The sequence below is a fragment of the Mesorhizobium sp. M0571 genome (genome assembly GCF_040320985.1).
Taxonomy (GTDB): Bacteria; Pseudomonadota; Alphaproteobacteria; order Rhizobiales; family Rhizobiaceae; genus Mesorhizobium.
On the sequence record NZ_JAMYQT010000004.1, the window covers coordinates 61,062 to 76,767 of the forward strand.

Genomic DNA, 15,706 nt, shown 5'->3' on the forward strand with positions numbered 1-15,706 from the left:
GGCGAAAATTGGAGCGAAAAATGTCAAAATCATCGGGTTTTCACGACGATCTTGGCTCGGTCGACGGCGACAGACCGGCTGAGAACATCCTCGCCGCTTCGGCGGTGATCGTTGGGCGGCATCGGGGCAAGTCTGCGCCGCGCAATATTGCGACTTCGCCGCCAGTTCAGAATTCTCTGCCGTGAAAGCCAGTCTCTTCAGCCATTCAAACCGTCCGGATGCCATAAGCTCGGAAAAATGGCAGCCCCTCGGAAAAAGGCGCATGCACGTGAAAAAAGACTTCAGAGTGCTGACCTTCGATGTCGTCGGGACGTTGATAGATTTCGAAACGGGCATCGCCAGCTATGTGCGGGATGTCGCCGAAAAGGCAGGACTATCCGTCGATGGCGAAACGGTTCTGACCGCCTATCGCAAGGCGCGCGCCAAGCCGGATGCCGGCCTGTTTCCGGACGATCTCGCCCGCTGCTACCTCGAAATTGCTCGGGCGCTCGGCCTGCCGGCTACGGATGAGGCGGCGCAAGGCTTGCGCCAATCCGTGAAGCACTGGCCGGCCTTCGCGGATTCGGTCGAGGCGCTTGCCCGCTTGCACAAGCGGTTCAAGCTGGTCGCCATGACCAACGCCCAAAACTGGGCGTTGGCGCATTTTTCACAAACACTTGGCAATCCGTTCGACCTCACCGTCACGGTGGACGATGTCGGCCTGGAAAAGCCGGACCCACAATTCTTCGCCTTCGCCCGTGGCCGCATCAGCGCCTGGGGCTTCGGCCTGAAGGACATTCTGCATGTGGCGCAGAGCCAGTATCACGATATCGGCGTGGCGCGCGAGCTTGGCTACACCGTCTGCTGGATCGAGCGCCGCAAGGGCATGAAGGGATTTGGCGGCACGCTCGAACCTGCCAGGCTAACGGTGCCCGACCACCATTTCTCGACACTTGCCGAACTGGCCGACGCGGTCGACGAGGACCGCCTGGATCGCGTCGCCTGAATACGCCTGCGATACCCGCGTCCGCTCAGACAGTGGCGCCAAGATCATAACAAGACCAAAGAAACCAACAGGGGAACAGGAATGGAATGATGGGAAGACAGCCACACTGAATGTCATCGCCTGAGGTGCCTTCGGGCGCTTGAAAATGAACCAGAATGGTCTCCGGTGCGCGCCAAGCCTGGCCGGCCGGCTCAACGAAAGGCTGACACGATGAAACCCGATTTTGACAAGATTTTGCGCCCGGTCGACACCGCCCGGATCGAAAGCGCCATCCGCCACGGTGCCACAAGGCGCGAGCTTCTCGGCATGCTTCTGGCTGGCGGAATGGGCGCCGCGCTGGCCGGCACGGTGCTGGGCTCTGCCACCAAGGCCTATGCCGACACACCGAAGAAAGGCGGCAGCATGCGCGCCGCCGGTTATTCGAGCGGCACCACCGACACACTCGATCCGGCCAAGTCATCGCTTTCCACCGACTATGTTCGCTGCACCAGCTTCTACAACGGCCTTACCAGCCTCGACGACAAGCTCTCGCCGCAAATGGACCTGGCTGAGAGCTTCGACACCAACGATTCCGTCACCTGGACCGTAAAGCTGCGCAAGAGCGTGACTTTCCATGACGGTTCGACCTTCGGTCCGGACGACGTCGTCTATTCGCTCAACCGGCATAAGGACCCGGCCGTAGGGTCGAAGGCCAAGTCGCTCGCCGACCAGATCGGCGAGGTCAAGAAGTCAGGCGACAATGAGGTCACCATCGTTTTGACGGGGCCGAACGCCGATCTTCCCGTCATCCTCGGGACGTTCCATTTCCTGATCGTCAAGGCTGGCACAACCGACTTCACCACGGCCAACGGCACCGGCGCCTTCAAATGCAAGGAGTTCCAGCCTGGCGTGCATTCCATCGCCGTTCGTAACGAGAACTACTGGAAAGGAACCGGACCCTATCTCGACCAGGTCGAGTTCTTCGCCATTGCCGACGAGAATGCTCGCGTCAACGCCTTGCTCTCGGGCGACGTCGCGCTGATCGGCTCGGTCAATCCGCGGTCGACGCAGCTGATCAAGCAGGCCGGCGGTTTCGATCTCCTGACGACGACGGCGGGCAACTATACCGACCTGAACATGCGGCTCGACACCGCGCCGGGCAGTGATCCGAATTTCGTCGAGGCGATGAAGCTGCTGCTCGACCGTGAGCAGATCAAGACGGCGATCTACCGCGGCTACGCCGAGGTCGCCAACGACCAGCCGGTGCCGCCGACGAACCGCTTCTACAATGCCGACCTGCCGCAGCGCCCCTATGACCCCGAGAAGGCCAAGTCGCTGCTTGCCAAGTCGTCGCTGGCGGGCACAAGGATCCCGGTCGTTGCTTCGACGGCCGCCGACCAGTCCATCGACATGGCGGTGCTGCTGCAACAGTCCGCGTCCCAGATTGGCCTCGATCTCGATATCCAGAAGGTGCCTGCAGACGGCTACTGGTCGAATTACTGGCTTAAGGCGCCCATCTGTTTCGGCAATATCAATCCCCGCCCGACGGCCGATATCCTGTTCTCGCTGCTCTACACATCGAGCGCGCCCTGGAATGAATCGCATTGGAAGAGCGAGCGTTTCGACAAGATCCTTGTCGAGGCCCGCAAGGAACGCGACGACGCCAAGCGCAAGGAGATGTACGGCGAACTGCAGAAGATGGTGCACGAGGAGAGCGGCGTCGCGATCCCGGTCTTCATCAGCAACATCGACGCTCACAGCTCCAAGCTCAAGGGGCTGAAGCCGATGGCTACCGGTGGTATGATGGGCTTTGCGTTTTCGGAAAACGTCTGGCTCGAAGCTTGATGGTACCGACCTGGCGCGGGTGGCTCGCCACTCGCGCTTCGCCCGCATTCCGCTGGAGTTGCACGGCATGATAACGCGCATGATCCTGACCCGCCTCGGGGTGGCCCTGCTCACGCTGCTGATCGTTTCGGTGGTCGTCTTCGTGGCGACCAACATGCTGCCGGGCGATGTGGCGCAGATCGTTCTGGGTCAGGCCGCCACGCCTGAAGCGGTCGCCGGCCTGCGCAAGGCGATGCATCTCGATCAGCCGGCGGTGCTTCGCTATATTTTCTGGCTGGGTGGGATGATGACGGGGAATCCCGGCACGTCGCTGGTCAACGACATTCCGATCGTCACGCTGATCGGCGGCCGCCTTCACAATACCCTACTGCTTGCCGGCGTCACCGCCGCCTTTTCCGTTCCGATCGCCCTTACCTTGGGGATCACCGCGGCGATGTGGCGAAACACGCTCTACGATCGGCTTGTCAGTTTTGCCACGATCGCGGTCGTGTCGGTGCCGGAATTCATGGTCGCCACGATTGCGGTGCTGGTTTTCGCCGTGCACCTGCACTGGTTTCCAGCACTTTCCTTCGCAAACGACGTGCATTCGCTGGGTGAATTGCTGCGTGTCTTCGCTATGCCGGTCATCAGCCTGAGTTTCGTCGTCTCGGCACAGATGATCCGCATGACCCGCGCCGCATTGATCGACACGCTCGGCCAGCCATTCGTCGAGATGGCGACGCTCAAGGGCGCCGGCCGGGTTCGTGCGGTGCTGACGCACGCTCTGCCCAATGCGATCGGTCCGATCGCCAATGCCGTCGCGCTCAGCCTGTCCTATCTGCTTGGCGGCGTCATCATTGTCGAAACCATCTTCAACTACCCGGGCATCGCCAAGCTGATGGTGGACGGGGTGGCCACCCGCGACATGCCTCTCATTCAAACCTGCGCGATGATCTTCTGTTTCGGCTATCTCGCCCTCGTGACCGTAGCCGACATATGCGCGATCCTCGCCAACCCGCGTCTGCGATACAAATGACCAAGCACACCGATATCATTCCCGAGAGCCGGCGAACGACGTTTGGCGCAGGCGGCCTGACCATCTCCGCGGTCGGTGCGGTCTGCTTCTGCATCATACTGTTCTGGGTCGTGATTACGCTCGTCGGCCCATGGCTTGCGCCGTACCCGATCGGCAAGATCGTCAGCATGGACGTGTTCACCTCGCCGAGCCGCGATTATCCGCTCGGCACCGACTACCTTGGACGCGACATGCTGAGCCGCATCATTCTCGGGGCGCGATACACGGTCGGCGTCTCGATTGCGGCCGCCTTTATCGCCTGTACCATCGGCGTCGCACTAGGCATGATCAGCGCGGTCCTCGGCGGCTGGTTCGACACGATAGTCAGCCGCGGCATAGATGCACTGATTGCGATCCCGCACCTGATGTTCGGTCTCGTGATCATAGCGGCGATCGGCAGTTCGCTTCCGGTGCTGGTGGGAACGCTCGCCTTTCTCTATTTTCCCGGCTCTTTCCGCATAGCGCGTGCGCTCGCCGTCAACATCAACGAGCTCGACTTCGTGCAGGTCGCCAAGGCGCGTGGCGAAGGCTTCGTCTACACGGTTCGCGAAGAGATCCTGCCCAACATGATCGGGCCGGTGCTGGCGGATTTCGGCCTGCGCTTCGTCTTCATCGTGCTGTTGCTGAGCGGTCTCAGCTTTCTCGGTCTGGGCGTACAGCCGCCCAACGCCGACTGGGGAGCGCTGGTGCGCGAGAACGTATCCGGGCTGGCCTATGGGGCGCCTGCCGTGATCATGCCGTCGCTCGCCATCGCCTCGCTGACCATCAGCGTCAATCTAGCGATCGACAATCTTCCGCGCCGCCTGCGGGATCGCCTGCCATGAGCGAGCTCGTCGAAGTTAAGAACCTACGCGTCATCGCCCGTAGCGACAGCGGCCGCGAGACGCCGATCGTCCACGATATCAGCTTCACGGTCCCGCGCGGAACGGTCGTCGCGTTAATCGGTGAGTCCGGTTCCGGCAAAACGACGATTGCGCTTTCCCTGATGGGTTATGCCCGCAGCGGCTGCCGCATCACCGGCGGCTCGATCCGGATCGGCGAGCGTGAGATCCTGTCCCTGTCGGAAGCAGAAAAGGCCAAGATCCGCGGCCGCAATGTCAGCTATATTGCGCAAAGCGCGGCAGCCGCCTTCAACCCGGCGAGAACGATCATGTCGCAGGTTGTGGAAAGCGCGATGATCCACAAGCTGGCACCGCGAGCAGAAGCGGAAGCGAAGGCGGTGGAGCTGTTTCGCGCGCTGGCGTTGCCCGATCCCGAAGGGGTCGGGTCACGCTATCCGCACCAGGTGTCGGGCGGCCAGCTGCAGCGCCTGGCGGCGGCGATGGCGCTGATCGCTGAACCGGAGCTGGTGATCTTCGACGAACCGACGACGGCGCTCGACGTCACCACCCAGATCGAGGTTTTGCGCTCGTTCAAGTCGGTGATCCGCGAGCGCAACACCACCGGCGTCTATGTCTCCCACGACCTGGCGGTGGTGGCGCAGATCGCTGACCACATCGTCGTGCTGCGCGATGGCTCCATTCAGGAAAGCGCTCCGACCGGGCAGATTCTGACGGACGCCCAAAGTCCCTACACCCGCAGTCTGCTCGCCGCGGCCAATCCCGCCGTGCACGCCCAGGCCGCTCCGCCTGCCGAGATGACGCGGGAGCTGCCCTTGCTCGAGGTCGAGGGGCTGGTCGCCGGATACGGCAAGTCCCGTCCGGACGGCCTGCCGAATGTGACGGTGCTCAACGATGTCGGCCTCAGCCTGCAGCCGGGCACCAATCTCGGCGTCATCGGCGAGTCCGGCTGCGGCAAGAGCACATTGGCCCGCGTTATCGCCGGACTGCTTCCCGCTGCCGGCGGAACGGTGAAGTTCCGCGGCGAAACCCTGGCAGGATCCGTGGCGCAGCGCTCCAGGGATCAATTGCGCAACATCCAGATCGTCTTCCAGATGGCCGACACGGCCCTCAATCCGACCCGCTCGGTCGGGCAGATCCTGGGCCGGCCGCTGACCTTCTATCATAACGTGAACGGTGCCGAGCGCAGCCGCAGGGTGCGCCGGCTGCTCGACCTCGTGCATCTGCCGGCCAACATTGCCGAACGGCTTCCGGGCGAACTATCCGGCGGCCAGAAGCAGCGCGTCAACCTTGCCCGCGCGCTCGCTGCCGAGCCGGCGCTGATCCTGTGCGATGAGGTGACGTCAGCCCTCGACACCGTGGTCGCCGCGGCTATTCTCGATCTGCTGGCCGAGTTGCGAAAGGAGTTGAAGCTTTCCTATCTGTTCATCAGCCACGACCTGTCGACGGTGCGCGCGATCTGCGACGACGTGATGGTGCTTTATGCCGGGCGCAAGGTCGAAGCCGGCAGCCGCGCGGCAATGCGTGCGGCGCCGCTCCATCCCTATTCGGACCTTCTGGTGTCCTCGATCCCCGAATTGCGCACAGGCTGGCTGGACGGCCTCGGCAAAAAGGCTGCCTCGGCGGAAATGGGCGTCGCACCCGTCTTGGCGCGATCCGACCGCTGTCCCTTCGTGCCACGATGCCCGGTCAGGAAGCTCGGAGTTTGCGACGTGCTGGCGCCGCCCATTCGTCACCTGTCGAAGGGAAGCGAAATCCTTTGCCATCTGGAGGAGCGGGAATTGTTGGCAATGGGCGTGGGCGCCTAGCTCGTCAGAACTCCGCCACCTTGCCCCAGGCGGACGCATCGAGCCGCTCCGGGCGATAGGGCATGGGATCGACCACAGGAGTCGAGCCGGTTGCCAGATCGGCGATCAGGTGGCCCGCGCCAGGACCGATACCGAAGCCGTGACCGCTGAAGCCGGCCGCCAGGATGAAGCCCGGCAGCCCCTCGACCTCGCCGATGGCGGGAACGCCGTCCGGCGTGCTGTCGATATAGCCGGCCCAACTGGCCGCGACTGGCACATTTTGCAGCGTCGGCAGCAACGCGCAGGCGCGCCGGTGTGTTTCCCGGATCAATCCCCGGTCGGGGCGCGGGTCCAGAATGCGGTTGTGCTCCATCGGCGTCGGCGCATCGAGCCGCCAGCGGGCCAGCCTCTCGTGTCCCGATTGCCATCCCTGCAAGGTGCCGGGAGCAAGGCTGCGCCAGCGCCGGGCGAACATCGGTACGAATTCGCGGGCGAAACGCAGCTGCTGCAGCGTCGGATCAAGGCTGCCGCGGCCGCTGATAGCCAGCGTGTGGCCGCCGTCGCCGCGGCGGGTGACCGAGATCTCGGCAGTGTGCAGCGCATCCGGCAGCCCCGAAGGTCCGGGTGCGAGCGAAAGGATCGAAGAGCGGACGGAGGCTTGCGGAAAGCGTACGCCGAGCTGGCGACAGAACGAAGAGGCCCATGCGCCCGCCGACAGCACCACTGTCCTGGTACGGATTGTGCCCGCCTCGGTGATCACCGCGCTGACCCGGCCCGCTTCGGTCTCGATGCCGCGCGCGGCGCACATCTGATGGACACTTCCGCCGGCCTTCAGGACGCCACGCGCCACTATGGGTGCTGCGCGGGAGGGGTCGGCGGTTCCGTCGGAAGGTGAAAAGACGCCGCCCTTCCAGCGTTGGCCGGTGGCTTTTCCATGCTCGCTTGCCTCGTCGGGGCTGAGCATATGCGTGGTCACGCCGACGCCGTGGGCGAAATCACGCCAGCGGGCCCAGCGGGCTATCTCGGCCTCGTCGTTGCTGAGGTAGAGGAGCCCGCAACGGCGAAAGCCCGGATCTTCGCCGATTTCGCTGGCAAGCTGCTCCCAGAGTGCGAGGCTTGCCGTGGCCATCGGCAGTTCCCGGGCGTCGCGGTTCTGCTGCCGGCACCAGCCCCAGTTTCGGCTGGACTGTTCGGCGCCGATCCGGCCCTTTTCCAGCAAGGCCACCTGCAAGCCGCGCCGGGCGAGATAATATGCCGCGAAGGCGCCGACGATCCCGCCACCGATCACGACGACATCGGCCGCCGCCGGCAAGGTTGGCGTGGTCTCGATATGCAGAAGCGGGGAGGGCATGCGAAATCTCCGGCAGCGGCGACCACTCTACTGCTCCGGGCGAGGCGACGATTGCCACAGATCGACGGGCCGCAGCATTTCCTTTGGTCAAGAGCTCTGCCAGCGGGGGATTCTGCTACCGCAATCGAGCAAAAGCGCGCGGCAGGCCGACGAAATGCATAGAACGAAGACCTCAGGACATCGTACAAATCCGTTCAAACGCGCGCTTGGGTGCAGGTTTCCTGGAATTGCCGAAAGCGGCAGCGGGTGTTTGTCCTTGCTCCTGCTCGGCTTCGGCATAATATGCTTCGATCAGATCCGCCGGCGCCGTGCCGAGCCTTTGCCTTGGACCGTGCATGAAACTCGATCGGATCGACATCAAGATCCTCTACGAACTGCAGAAGAACGGCCGCATCACCAATGTGGAATTGGCGGAGCTGGTCAATCTCTCGCCCAGCCCCTGCCTGATGCGGGTGAAGAAGCTGCAGGCCGAAGGCTATATCGTCCGCTATTCCGCCCAGATAGACATCGCAAAACTGGGGCAGACGCTCACCGTCTTCACCGAGGTGACGCTGAGGAACCACCGCCAGATCGACTTCGCGCGCTTCCTCGCCGCTGTTGAAAAGGTGGATTCGGTGGTCGAATGCCACCTCGTTTCCGGCGGTTACGACTATCTGCTGAAATTCGTCACCGCCGGGATTGCCGAATATCAGGCGATCATGGAGCGGCTTACGGACATGGATATCGGCATCGACAAGTACTTCAGCTTCGTCGTGCTGAAGTCGCCGATCGTCAAAAATTACATGCCGCTCAAGAGCCTGTTTCCGCTGTAGCAGGCCATGCAGTGACGCGCTTCGGGTTCACGCCATGGTGGCGCGAACGTCCGGGTCTTCCAGCGTCTGGTCGAGTGTCATGCGCGTGCGATCGACGATGGCGTCGATCTCGGCCTCCGTGCAGCAGAGCGGTGGGGCATAACCCAGCACGCCATTGCCGAAAGCCCGGATGATGAGCCCGTTGTCCCAGGCGCGGTCGAATATCCGCCGCGACGGATTGGCCGCTGGTGGAAGCGGGGTCTTGCGTTGCTTGTCGACGACCAGCTCGATCGCCGCCAGCATGCCACGGCCGCGCACGTCGCCGACCAGCGGATGGTCGGCTAGGCTTTCGAGGCCCGACATCAGCCGGGCTCCTGCCTTGCGGCCGTTGTCCAGCAGACCGCCTTCATAGAGCCGCAGAACCTCGAGGCCGACAGCCGCACTGACGGGATGAGCGGAATAGGTATAGCCATGGCCGACGGCGGATTCGCCCGCGCCGTCCGCGATCGTGTCGTAGACATGGTCTGACATGAAAACCGCCCCCATCGGCGCATAACCGGAGGTCAGGCCCTTGGCGGTGGTCATCAGATCCGGGACGATGTTGTCCTCGGAACAGGCAAACAGCGGTCCAGTGCGGCCGAAGCCGGTGATGACCTCGTCGGCGACGAAGAGGATGTCCAGCTCCGTGCACAGATCGCGCATCGCCTTCATCCAGCCCGGCGGCGGCACCAGCACGCCGCCGGAACCCTGGATCGGTTCGGCATAGAAGGCCGCCACACGATCCTGGCCGAGCTCTTCCACCTTATGGCGTAGTGCGGCGACCGAGGCGGCGATGATCACCTGCGGATCGCTTCCTACCGGATTGCGGTAGGCATAGTGCGACGGAATCTTGTGCTGCCAGTCCAGCGGCACGCCGAAGCCGGCGTGGAAAGCAGGCAAGGCGGTGAGCCCCGCACCCACCGTTGACGAGCCGTGGTAGCCCTGTTCGATCGAAATGAACTGGTTCTTCTGCCGCATGCCCCTGGCATTCTGGTAATAATGGATGAAACGGATGGTGCTATCGACGGCATCGGAGCCGCCAAGCGTGAAGTAGACGTGATTGAGGTCGCCCGGCGCCCGCTCGGCAAGTTCCGCCGCCAGCCGGATGGCCGGTTCGGAGCCGAGGCCGAAATAGCCGGTGGCATACGGCAATTCGCGCAGCTGCCGGGTCGCCGCTTCGACGATGCTTTCCTGGCCATAGCCGGCGTTCACGCACCACAGGCCGGCAAAGCCGTCGATCATCTGATGGCCGGTGGCATCGGTGACGGTGGCGCCGGTGGCGGATTGCAGGACGCGTACCCCGGCCTTCTCATGGCCGCGATAGGAGGCGACCGGATGCACCAGATGGGCGCGGTCGAGTTCGATCAAGGAATTGCTCCGCATGTTTTCCTCCGGGTTCAGCCAAGGGCCTGACTGGCCAGGGCAAAGGTCTGGACGCGTGGCGCCCGCCGGGAAGCGGGGTCGCCCCTGCGCATGGTGATCCCGCCTCCCACCCTGGCCAGGCCCAGTCCGGCAAGCCACGGCGACAGCCCTGAACTCTCTGATGTATCGACACGCAACAAGGTGCCGGGGCTGGCGGCAAAAAGGAATGAGAGCAGGCTGCGGGCGGCCTCAGATGTCTCTGCTACGACCGGCCCCGCGACCTTGCCGCGGCCGAAGGTGCGCACCGCCGCAAAACCGACGGGCTTTCCCTCCCGGCGCAGAACGGCGATGCGCGCCTGTTCGCACAGCAGCCTGATCAGACCACCGCGGTCCATGCCGCAGGCCGAACGGTCCAGCTCCACGAATGCAGCGGCATCGTCCGCCGTCGCCCACTCGACGCCTTCGCCGGCAAGGGTCTCGGCGAGCAGGCCCTGATGCTGCAATACCGCCCCGGTCGCCTGGAAGCCGAGCTTTTCGTAAAGTGGCAGGCCTTCCCGTGTCGCCACCAGCCGGCATTCGCGGCTTTCGCTCGCTTGCAGGGCAAGATCCATCAGCTTGCGCCCGATGCCCCGGCCGCGCATCGCAACATCGACGATTACCATGTTGATGGTGGCGGCAGCTTTGCCGTATGGTGTGACCAGCGTGGTTGCGACAACCCGCTCGCCCTCCAATGCGACGAAGCCGGCGCTGAGCGCCAGCCCCATCGCCCAGTCCTCCCGCCTGTGCGGCCAGCCCGCCTGGGACGACAAAGCCACCGCGCCATCGAGATGCTCGGGGGCAAAATCCACGAGTGTGATTTCGTCTGTCTGCATGAGCTCATTTCCGACGGTTCGCTGCCCTGTGATAGACCCGTCGGCAAAGAAGATCGTCCCGACGACGTGCCGGGCGCGGTATCTTCCGCCGTCCCTTGCGGCGCTCGCCGCATCTTCTGCCGCAGGTTGACGACCGCGATGGAACGTCCGCTCCCCTGAGGTGGCGGCGACGGCACAACTTTCCGCCCCGGCAGCAATGATACGAAACATTCTGCTTTCAATGGCTGCAATTGCGGTGATCGAACGGGGATGCCTCTGCCTATGATGCAGTCCAGGCCCGCACCGCAATTTGGAAGGACTTTCGCGACATGTCACAGTTCCGGCCCAAATACATCACCTTCGACTGCTACGGCACGCTTACCAACTTCCAGATGGCCGAGGCCGCGCAGAGGATATACGGACCCCAGCTCGACGCGCCGGAGATGGCGCAGTTCATCAAGAATTTCGCGGCCTACCGGCTGGACGAAATCCTCGGCGACTGGAAGCCCTACAACGAAGTCATTCACAATGCCGTCGAACGCACCTGCCGCAAGAACGGGGTGGCCTTCCGCGCCGAGGACGCGCGTGCCATCTACGAGACTGTGCCGAGCTGGGGCCCGCATCCGGACGTGCCGGCTGGTCTGGCAAAGGTCGCCAAGGAAATCCCGCTGGTCATCCTGTCCAACGCGATGAACGAGCAGATCATGTCGAATGTGGAAAAGCTCGGTGCACCCTTCCACGCCGTCTACACCGCCCAGCAGGCCAATGCCTACAAGCCGCGCTTCCAAGCCTTCGAATACATGTTCGACATGCTGGGTTGCGGTCCGCAGGACGTGCTGCACTGCTCTTCGTCGTTCCGCTACGACCTGATGTCCGCCTATGATCTGGGCATCAAGCACAAGGTCTGGGTCAATCGCGGCCATGAGCCCGCCAACCCCTACTATGAATACACCGAGATCAAGGACATCTCGGGCCTGCCCGGGGTTGTCGGGCTCTGATGGAGTCTTGGCGATGAAGTTCGAGTCCTACTGGCACGATACCGCTCCGGTCTTCGCAGGAGCGGCCGAAGGACCGGCCGAGGGTCGCTACGACGTGGCCGTCATCGGCGGCGGCTTCACCGGGCTGGCGGCGGCGCGGCACCTGGCCAAGGCAGGCGCCAAGGTGGTCCTACTGGAAGCGGGCCGCGTCGGCTGCGGCGCCTCGGGCCGCAATGGCGGCCATCTCAACAATGGCCTCGCCCATAGTTTTCTCGCCGCCAAGTCCGAACTGGGACCCGAACGTGCCGTGGCGCTCTATCGCGCCTTCGACGATTCCGTCGATACGATCGAGCGCATCGTGGCGGAGGAGGCGATCGATTGCGACTTCCGCCGCTCAGGCAAGCTGAAGCTTGCCTCCAAGCCGGCGCATTTCGAGGCAATCGCCCGCAATTTTGCAGCCGTCAACCGCGAGGTCGATCCCGACACCGCACTGCTGACGGCAGCTGATCTGAAGAGCGAGATCGGCTCGTCCGTATTCCATGGCGCGATGCTGTCGAAGAAGAGCGCGATGATGCATATGGGACGGTTTGTCTCTGGCATCGCCGGGGCCGCGGTGCGGCAGGGTGCAACGATTTTCGAGAACACGCCGGTGACCGGGCACCGGTCGGCCGCGGGCCGGCATGAGCTGACGACACCGAGAGGCACTGTCGCCGCCGACAATGTCCTGTTGGCGACAGGCGCTTATACCACCAGTGCCTTTGGCTACTTCCGCCGCCGCATCGTGCCGGTCGGCAGTTTCATCATTGCCACGAGGCCGCTTTCCCCGGCCGAGATCGCGGCAACGGTGCCGGGCAACCGGACCTTCGTCACCTCGCTGAATGTAGGCAACTACTTTCGCTTGTCGCCGGACAACCGGCTGATCTTCGGTGGACGCGCGCGATTTTCGGCCACCTCCGACCAGCAGTCGGACGAAAAGAGCGGCGCGATTCTGCGCGCAAGCCTGGCGCAGATCTTCCCGCATCTGGCCAAGGTCGAGATCGACTATTGCTGGGGCGGGCTGGTGGACATGACAAAGGATCGGTTCCCGCGCGCGGGCTTTGCCGACGGTCTCTGGTTCGCCATGGGCTATTCCGGCCACGGCGCGCAGATGTCCACCCACATGGGAATGATCATCGCCGACGCCATTCTGGGCAAGGCCGATCGCAACCCGGTCGCCGGTCTTGGGTGGCCCGCGGTCCCGGGTCACTTCGGCAAGCCCTGGTTCCTGCCGCTCGTCGGTCTCTACTATAAGACGCTCGATCGCTTTCAGTAACGGCCATTGGACTGGCTAGCTCAGCCCGCCGATATGGAAGCTCTTCATTTCGAGATATTCCTCAATGCCGCACTGCGCCCCTTCGCGTCCCAGGCCCGATTGCTTGACACCACCAAACGGGGCGACCTCGGTTGAAATCGCGCCGGTATTCAGCCCCACCATTCCGAATTCAAGCGCTTCCGCCACCCGCCATGACCGCTTCAGGCTCTCGCTGTAGAAATAGGCGGCTAGACCGTAGGGTGTGCCGTTGGCAAGAGTGATGGCCTCGGCCTCGGTTTCGAAGCGGAACAGCGGCGCGACCGGACCAAAGGTTTCCTCGCCGGCCAGAAGCATGTCCGCCGTCGCATCGCCCAGCACCATCGGCGTCGCATATTGCTTGCCCTCAGGCATCGCGGGACTTGTCGACAGCACGCGGGCGCCCTTGGCCAGCGCGTCGCAGACATGCCGGTCGATCTTGTCGATGGCGGCGGCGTTGATCATCGGTCCGATCTCCACGCCGGGTTCGGTGCCTGGCCCCACCTTCATCGCCGAAACCCGCGCGGCGAGCTTGCTGGCGAAGGCGTCGTAGACACCCGACTGCACGAGGAGACGGTTCGAGCAGACGCAGGTCTGCCCGCCATTGCGGAACTTGGAGACGATGGCACCCTCGATGGCGAGGTCGAGATCGGCGTCGTCGAAGACTATGAACGGCGCGTTGCCGCCGAGTTCGAGGCTGAGGCGCTTGATGCTGTCGGCCGCCCCGCGCATCAGCAACGATCCGACGCGGGTCGAGCCGGTGAAGGAGATCTTGCGTACCGTTTCGTTGGCCGTCAGTTCGGCGCCGATGTCCGCTGGCATGCCGGTAACGATGTTGATGACGCCGGCGGGAATGCCGGCGCGCTCCGCCAGCACGCCGAGCGCCAGCGCCGAGAACGGGGTGAATTCCGAAGGCTTGACCACCACGGTGCAGCCCGCCGCCAACGCTGGCGCGACTTTCCTTGTGATCATGGCATTGGGGAAGTTCCACGGCGTGATGATGGCGCAGACGCCGACCGGTTCCTTCAGCACCACGATCCGCCGATCCGGCGTCGGCGAGGGAATGGTGCTGCCGCCGATCCGGCGCGCCTCCTCGGCGAACCATTTGACGAAAGAGGCGCCGTAGCGGATTTCGCCAAGCGCCTCCGCCAGCGGCTTGCCTTGCTCGAGCGTCAGGATGCGGGCCAGGTCCTGCGCATTTTCGATCATCAGCATGTGCCATGCTTCCAGCAGCGCGGCACGCTCGGCGTGCGTTTTCGCACGCCATGGGCCGAAGGCCGCTTGCGCCGCCTCGATCGCCGCGCGGGTTTCAACCCTACCGACATCGGGGACCGAGCCGATCGCTGCCTGGGCGGCGGGATCGATCACTTCGACGCTGGCGCGTGAGGTCGCATCCTGCCACCCGCCGGCGATCAGGCATTGCTGCCGGAACAGGCCTTTGTCGTTCAATTCTTTCATGTCTTTCCCTCCCGGTTCAGGCAAGTGCTGCCAGCACGGCCGTGGTGATCACCTCGGTCCGGTCCTCGCCCGGCCGCGTGCCGATGCCGCGCGCGGTCGCGGCTTCGATCGCCGCCATCACCCTCGCTGCCGCGTCATGCTCGCCCAGATGGCCAAGCATCATCGCCCCGGACCAGATGGCAGCGATCGGGTTGGCGATGCCGAGATGGGCAATGTCGGGGGCTGAGCCATGAACCGGTTCGAACATCGAAGGCGCGCTGCGATCCGGATTGATGTTGGCGGAGGCGGCGAAGCCGAGGCCACCCTGGATCGCCGCGCCCAGATCGGTGAGGATGTCGCCGAACAGGTTGGAGGCAACGACAACGTCGAGGCTTTCCGGCGCCATCACCATCCGCGCGGCCATGGCATCGATATGGTAGCTGGTGACCTGGATGTCCGGATATTCGGTGGCAAGGCGCGCCGTCACCTCGTCCCAGAACACCATCGAGTATTTCTGCGCATTCGACTTGGTCACCGAAGCGAGTTTTCGCTTCCGCAACCGCGCCTGCTCGAAGCCAAAGCGCAGGATCCGCTCGACGCCCTTGCGTGTGAAGATCGAGGTCTCCACCGCGACCTCATCGCCGGTGCCTTGGTGCACGCGGCCGCCGGCGCCGGAATATTCGCCCTCGGTATTCTCGCGGATGCAGAGGATGTCGAAACTTGCGGCCTTCAGCGGTCCCTCGACCCCGGGCAGCAGCCGGTGCGGCCGGATGTTGGCGTATTGCACGAACGCCTTGCGGATCGGCAGAAGGAGCCCATACAGAGACACCGAGTCCGGCACTTCCGCCGGCCAGCCGACTGCGCCGAGCAGGATCGCGTCGAAGCCGCGCAAGGTCTCGATCCCGTCTTCCGGCATCATCCTGCCGGTTTGCTTGTAGTAGGCACAGGACCAGGGGAAGTGCTGGCCCTGCAGCGCGAAGCCGGAGCCCCTGGCCGCGGCCTCGAGCACCTGCCAGGCCGCGTCGGTGACGCTCTTGCCGATGCCGTCGCCGGGGATCAACGCGATGGAATAGCTCTTCATA

General features: G+C 63.8%; 14 protein-coding genes. 9 read left to right on the top strand and 5 right to left on the bottom strand.

Features of this window, described 5'->3' with window-relative positions; genetic code table 11:
- Nucleotides 1–20 precede the first annotated feature (20 nt).
- The 6 genes from NKI85_RS06675 to NKI85_RS06700 all read left to right on the top strand — a co-directional run bounded on the left by NKI85_RS06675 (nt 21) and on the right by NKI85_RS06700 (nt 6,510).
- On the top strand, nt 21–185 hold the full coding sequence (locus NKI85_RS06675) for a hypothetical protein (RefSeq protein WP_352530245.1): 165 nt from the start codon (nt 21–23) through the stop codon (nt 183–185).
- 77 nt (nt 186–262) lie between these two features.
- Entirely contained in the window at nt 263–985 is a 723-nt protein-coding gene (locus NKI85_RS06680) for an HAD-IA family hydrolase (protein WP_352530247.1), read from the top strand.
- 210 nt (nt 986–1,195) lie between these two features.
- A complete protein-coding gene (locus NKI85_RS06685; RefSeq protein ID WP_352530249.1) occupies nt 1,196–2,809 on the top strand; it encodes an ABC transporter substrate-binding protein in 1,614 nt (537 codons plus the stop codon).
- A gap of 67 nt (nt 2,810–2,876) precedes the next feature.
- Entirely contained in the window at nt 2,877–3,824 is a 948-nt protein-coding gene (locus tag NKI85_RS06690) for an ABC transporter permease (RefSeq protein WP_352530251.1), read from the top strand.
- Complete coding sequence (locus tag NKI85_RS06695) at nt 3,821–4,687, top strand: ABC transporter permease (RefSeq protein WP_352530253.1); 867 nt, start codon at nt 3,821–3,823, stop codon at nt 4,685–4,687. Before NKI85_RS06690 ends, NKI85_RS06695 begins: the two co-directional genes overlap by 4 nt.
- Entirely contained in the window at nt 4,684–6,510 is a 1,827-nt protein-coding gene (locus NKI85_RS06700) for an ABC transporter ATP-binding protein (protein ID WP_352530255.1), read from the top strand. The genes NKI85_RS06695 and NKI85_RS06700 overlap by 4 nt, the downstream gene beginning before the upstream one ends.
- Nucleotides 6,511–6,514: 4 nt before the next feature.
- Here NKI85_RS06700 and NKI85_RS06705 read toward each other — a convergent pair whose 3' ends face one another.
- Nucleotides 6,515–7,840 (bottom strand): NAD(P)/FAD-dependent oxidoreductase, encoded by a 1,326-nt coding sequence (locus tag NKI85_RS06705; RefSeq protein WP_352530257.1) that lies wholly within the window; start codon nt 7,838–7,840, stop codon nt 6,515–6,517.
- Between the two features lie 335 nt (nt 7,841–8,175).
- Here NKI85_RS06705 and NKI85_RS06710 point away from each other — a divergent pair, with 335 nt between their 5' ends.
- The gene (locus NKI85_RS06710) at nt 8,176–8,652 is read left to right on the top strand and encodes an Lrp/AsnC family transcriptional regulator (protein WP_111548027.1); all 477 of its coding nucleotides are present in this window, start codon (nt 8,176–8,178) and stop codon (nt 8,650–8,652) included.
- Between the two features lie 27 nt (nt 8,653–8,679).
- On the opposite strand, the gene NKI85_RS06715 is transcribed toward NKI85_RS06710, so the two are convergent.
- Complete coding sequence (locus tag NKI85_RS06715; protein ID WP_352530260.1) at nt 8,680–10,053, bottom strand: aspartate aminotransferase family protein; 1,374 nt, start codon at nt 10,051–10,053, stop codon at nt 8,680–8,682.
- Nucleotides 10,054–10,067: 14 nt separating this feature from the next.
- On the bottom strand, nt 10,068–10,904 hold the full coding sequence (locus NKI85_RS06720; RefSeq protein WP_352530262.1) for a GNAT family N-acetyltransferase: 837 nt from the start codon (nt 10,902–10,904) through the stop codon (nt 10,068–10,070).
- A gap of 308 nt (nt 10,905–11,212) precedes the next feature.
- Here NKI85_RS06720 and NKI85_RS06725 point away from each other — a divergent pair, with 308 nt between their 5' ends.
- Together NKI85_RS06725 and NKI85_RS06730 are read left to right on the top strand one after the other, a co-directional pair.
- Nucleotides 11,213–11,881: a haloacid dehalogenase type II gene (locus tag NKI85_RS06725; protein ID WP_352530264.1), complete on the top strand. Its 669-nt coding sequence runs from the start codon at nt 11,213–11,215 to the stop codon at nt 11,879–11,881.
- 13 nt (nt 11,882–11,894) lie between these two features.
- Nucleotides 11,895–13,172, top strand: a complete 1,278-nt coding sequence (locus NKI85_RS06730) for an NAD(P)/FAD-dependent oxidoreductase (RefSeq protein WP_352530266.1) — start codon at nt 11,895–11,897, stop codon at nt 13,170–13,172.
- Nucleotides 13,173–13,187: 15 nt separating this feature from the next.
- On the opposite strand, the gene NKI85_RS06735 is transcribed toward NKI85_RS06730, so the two are convergent.
- Together NKI85_RS06735 and NKI85_RS06740 are read right to left on the bottom strand one after the other, a co-directional pair.
- Nucleotides 13,188–14,645: an NAD-dependent succinate-semialdehyde dehydrogenase gene (locus NKI85_RS06735; RefSeq protein WP_352530268.1), complete on the bottom strand. Its 1,458-nt coding sequence runs from the start codon at nt 14,643–14,645 to the stop codon at nt 13,188–13,190.
- A gap of 16 nt (nt 14,646–14,661) precedes the next feature.
- The gene (locus NKI85_RS06740) at nt 14,662–15,705 is read right to left on the bottom strand and encodes a tartrate dehydrogenase (RefSeq protein WP_352776435.1); all 1,044 of its coding nucleotides are present in this window, start codon (nt 15,703–15,705) and stop codon (nt 14,662–14,664) included.
- Between the last annotated feature and the right edge of the window lies 1 nt (nt 15,706).

Coding starts and splice junctions, on each gene's coding strand:
- NKI85_RS06675 (WP_352530245.1), top strand. CDS start 21: ATGTCAAAATCATCGGGTTTTCACGACGATCTTGGCTCGGTCGACGGC.
- NKI85_RS06680 (WP_352530247.1), top strand. CDS start 263: ATGCACGTGAAAAAAGACTTCAGAGTGCTGACCTTCGATGTCGTCGGG.
- NKI85_RS06685 (WP_352530249.1), top strand. CDS start 1,196: ATGAAACCCGATTTTGACAAGATTTTGCGCCCGGTCGACACCGCCCGG.
- NKI85_RS06690 (WP_352530251.1), top strand. CDS start 2,877: ATGATAACGCGCATGATCCTGACCCGCCTCGGGGTGGCCCTGCTCACG.
- NKI85_RS06695 (WP_352530253.1), top strand. CDS start 3,821: ATGACCAAGCACACCGATATCATTCCCGAGAGCCGGCGAACGACGTTT.
- NKI85_RS06700 (WP_352530255.1), top strand. CDS start 4,684: ATGAGCGAGCTCGTCGAAGTTAAGAACCTACGCGTCATCGCCCGTAGC.
- NKI85_RS06705 (WP_352530257.1), bottom strand. CDS start 7,840: ATGCCCTCCCCGCTTCTGCATATCGAGACCACGCCAACCTTGCCGGCG.
- NKI85_RS06710 (WP_111548027.1), top strand. CDS start 8,176: ATGAAACTCGATCGGATCGACATCAAGATCCTCTACGAACTGCAGAAG.
- NKI85_RS06715 (WP_352530260.1), bottom strand. CDS start 10,053: ATGCGGAGCAATTCCTTGATCGAACTCGACCGCGCCCATCTGGTGCAT.
- NKI85_RS06720 (WP_352530262.1), bottom strand. CDS start 10,904: ATGCAGACAGACGAAATCACACTCGTGGATTTTGCCCCCGAGCATCTC.
- NKI85_RS06725 (WP_352530264.1), top strand. CDS start 11,213: ATGTCACAGTTCCGGCCCAAATACATCACCTTCGACTGCTACGGCACG.
- NKI85_RS06730 (WP_352530266.1), top strand. CDS start 11,895: ATGAAGTTCGAGTCCTACTGGCACGATACCGCTCCGGTCTTCGCAGGA.
- NKI85_RS06735 (WP_352530268.1), bottom strand. CDS start 14,645: ATGAAAGAATTGAACGACAAAGGCCTGTTCCGGCAGCAATGCCTGATC.
- NKI85_RS06740 (WP_352776435.1), bottom strand. CDS start 15,705: ATGAAGAGCTATTCCATCGCGTTGATCCCCGGCGACGGCATCGGCAAG.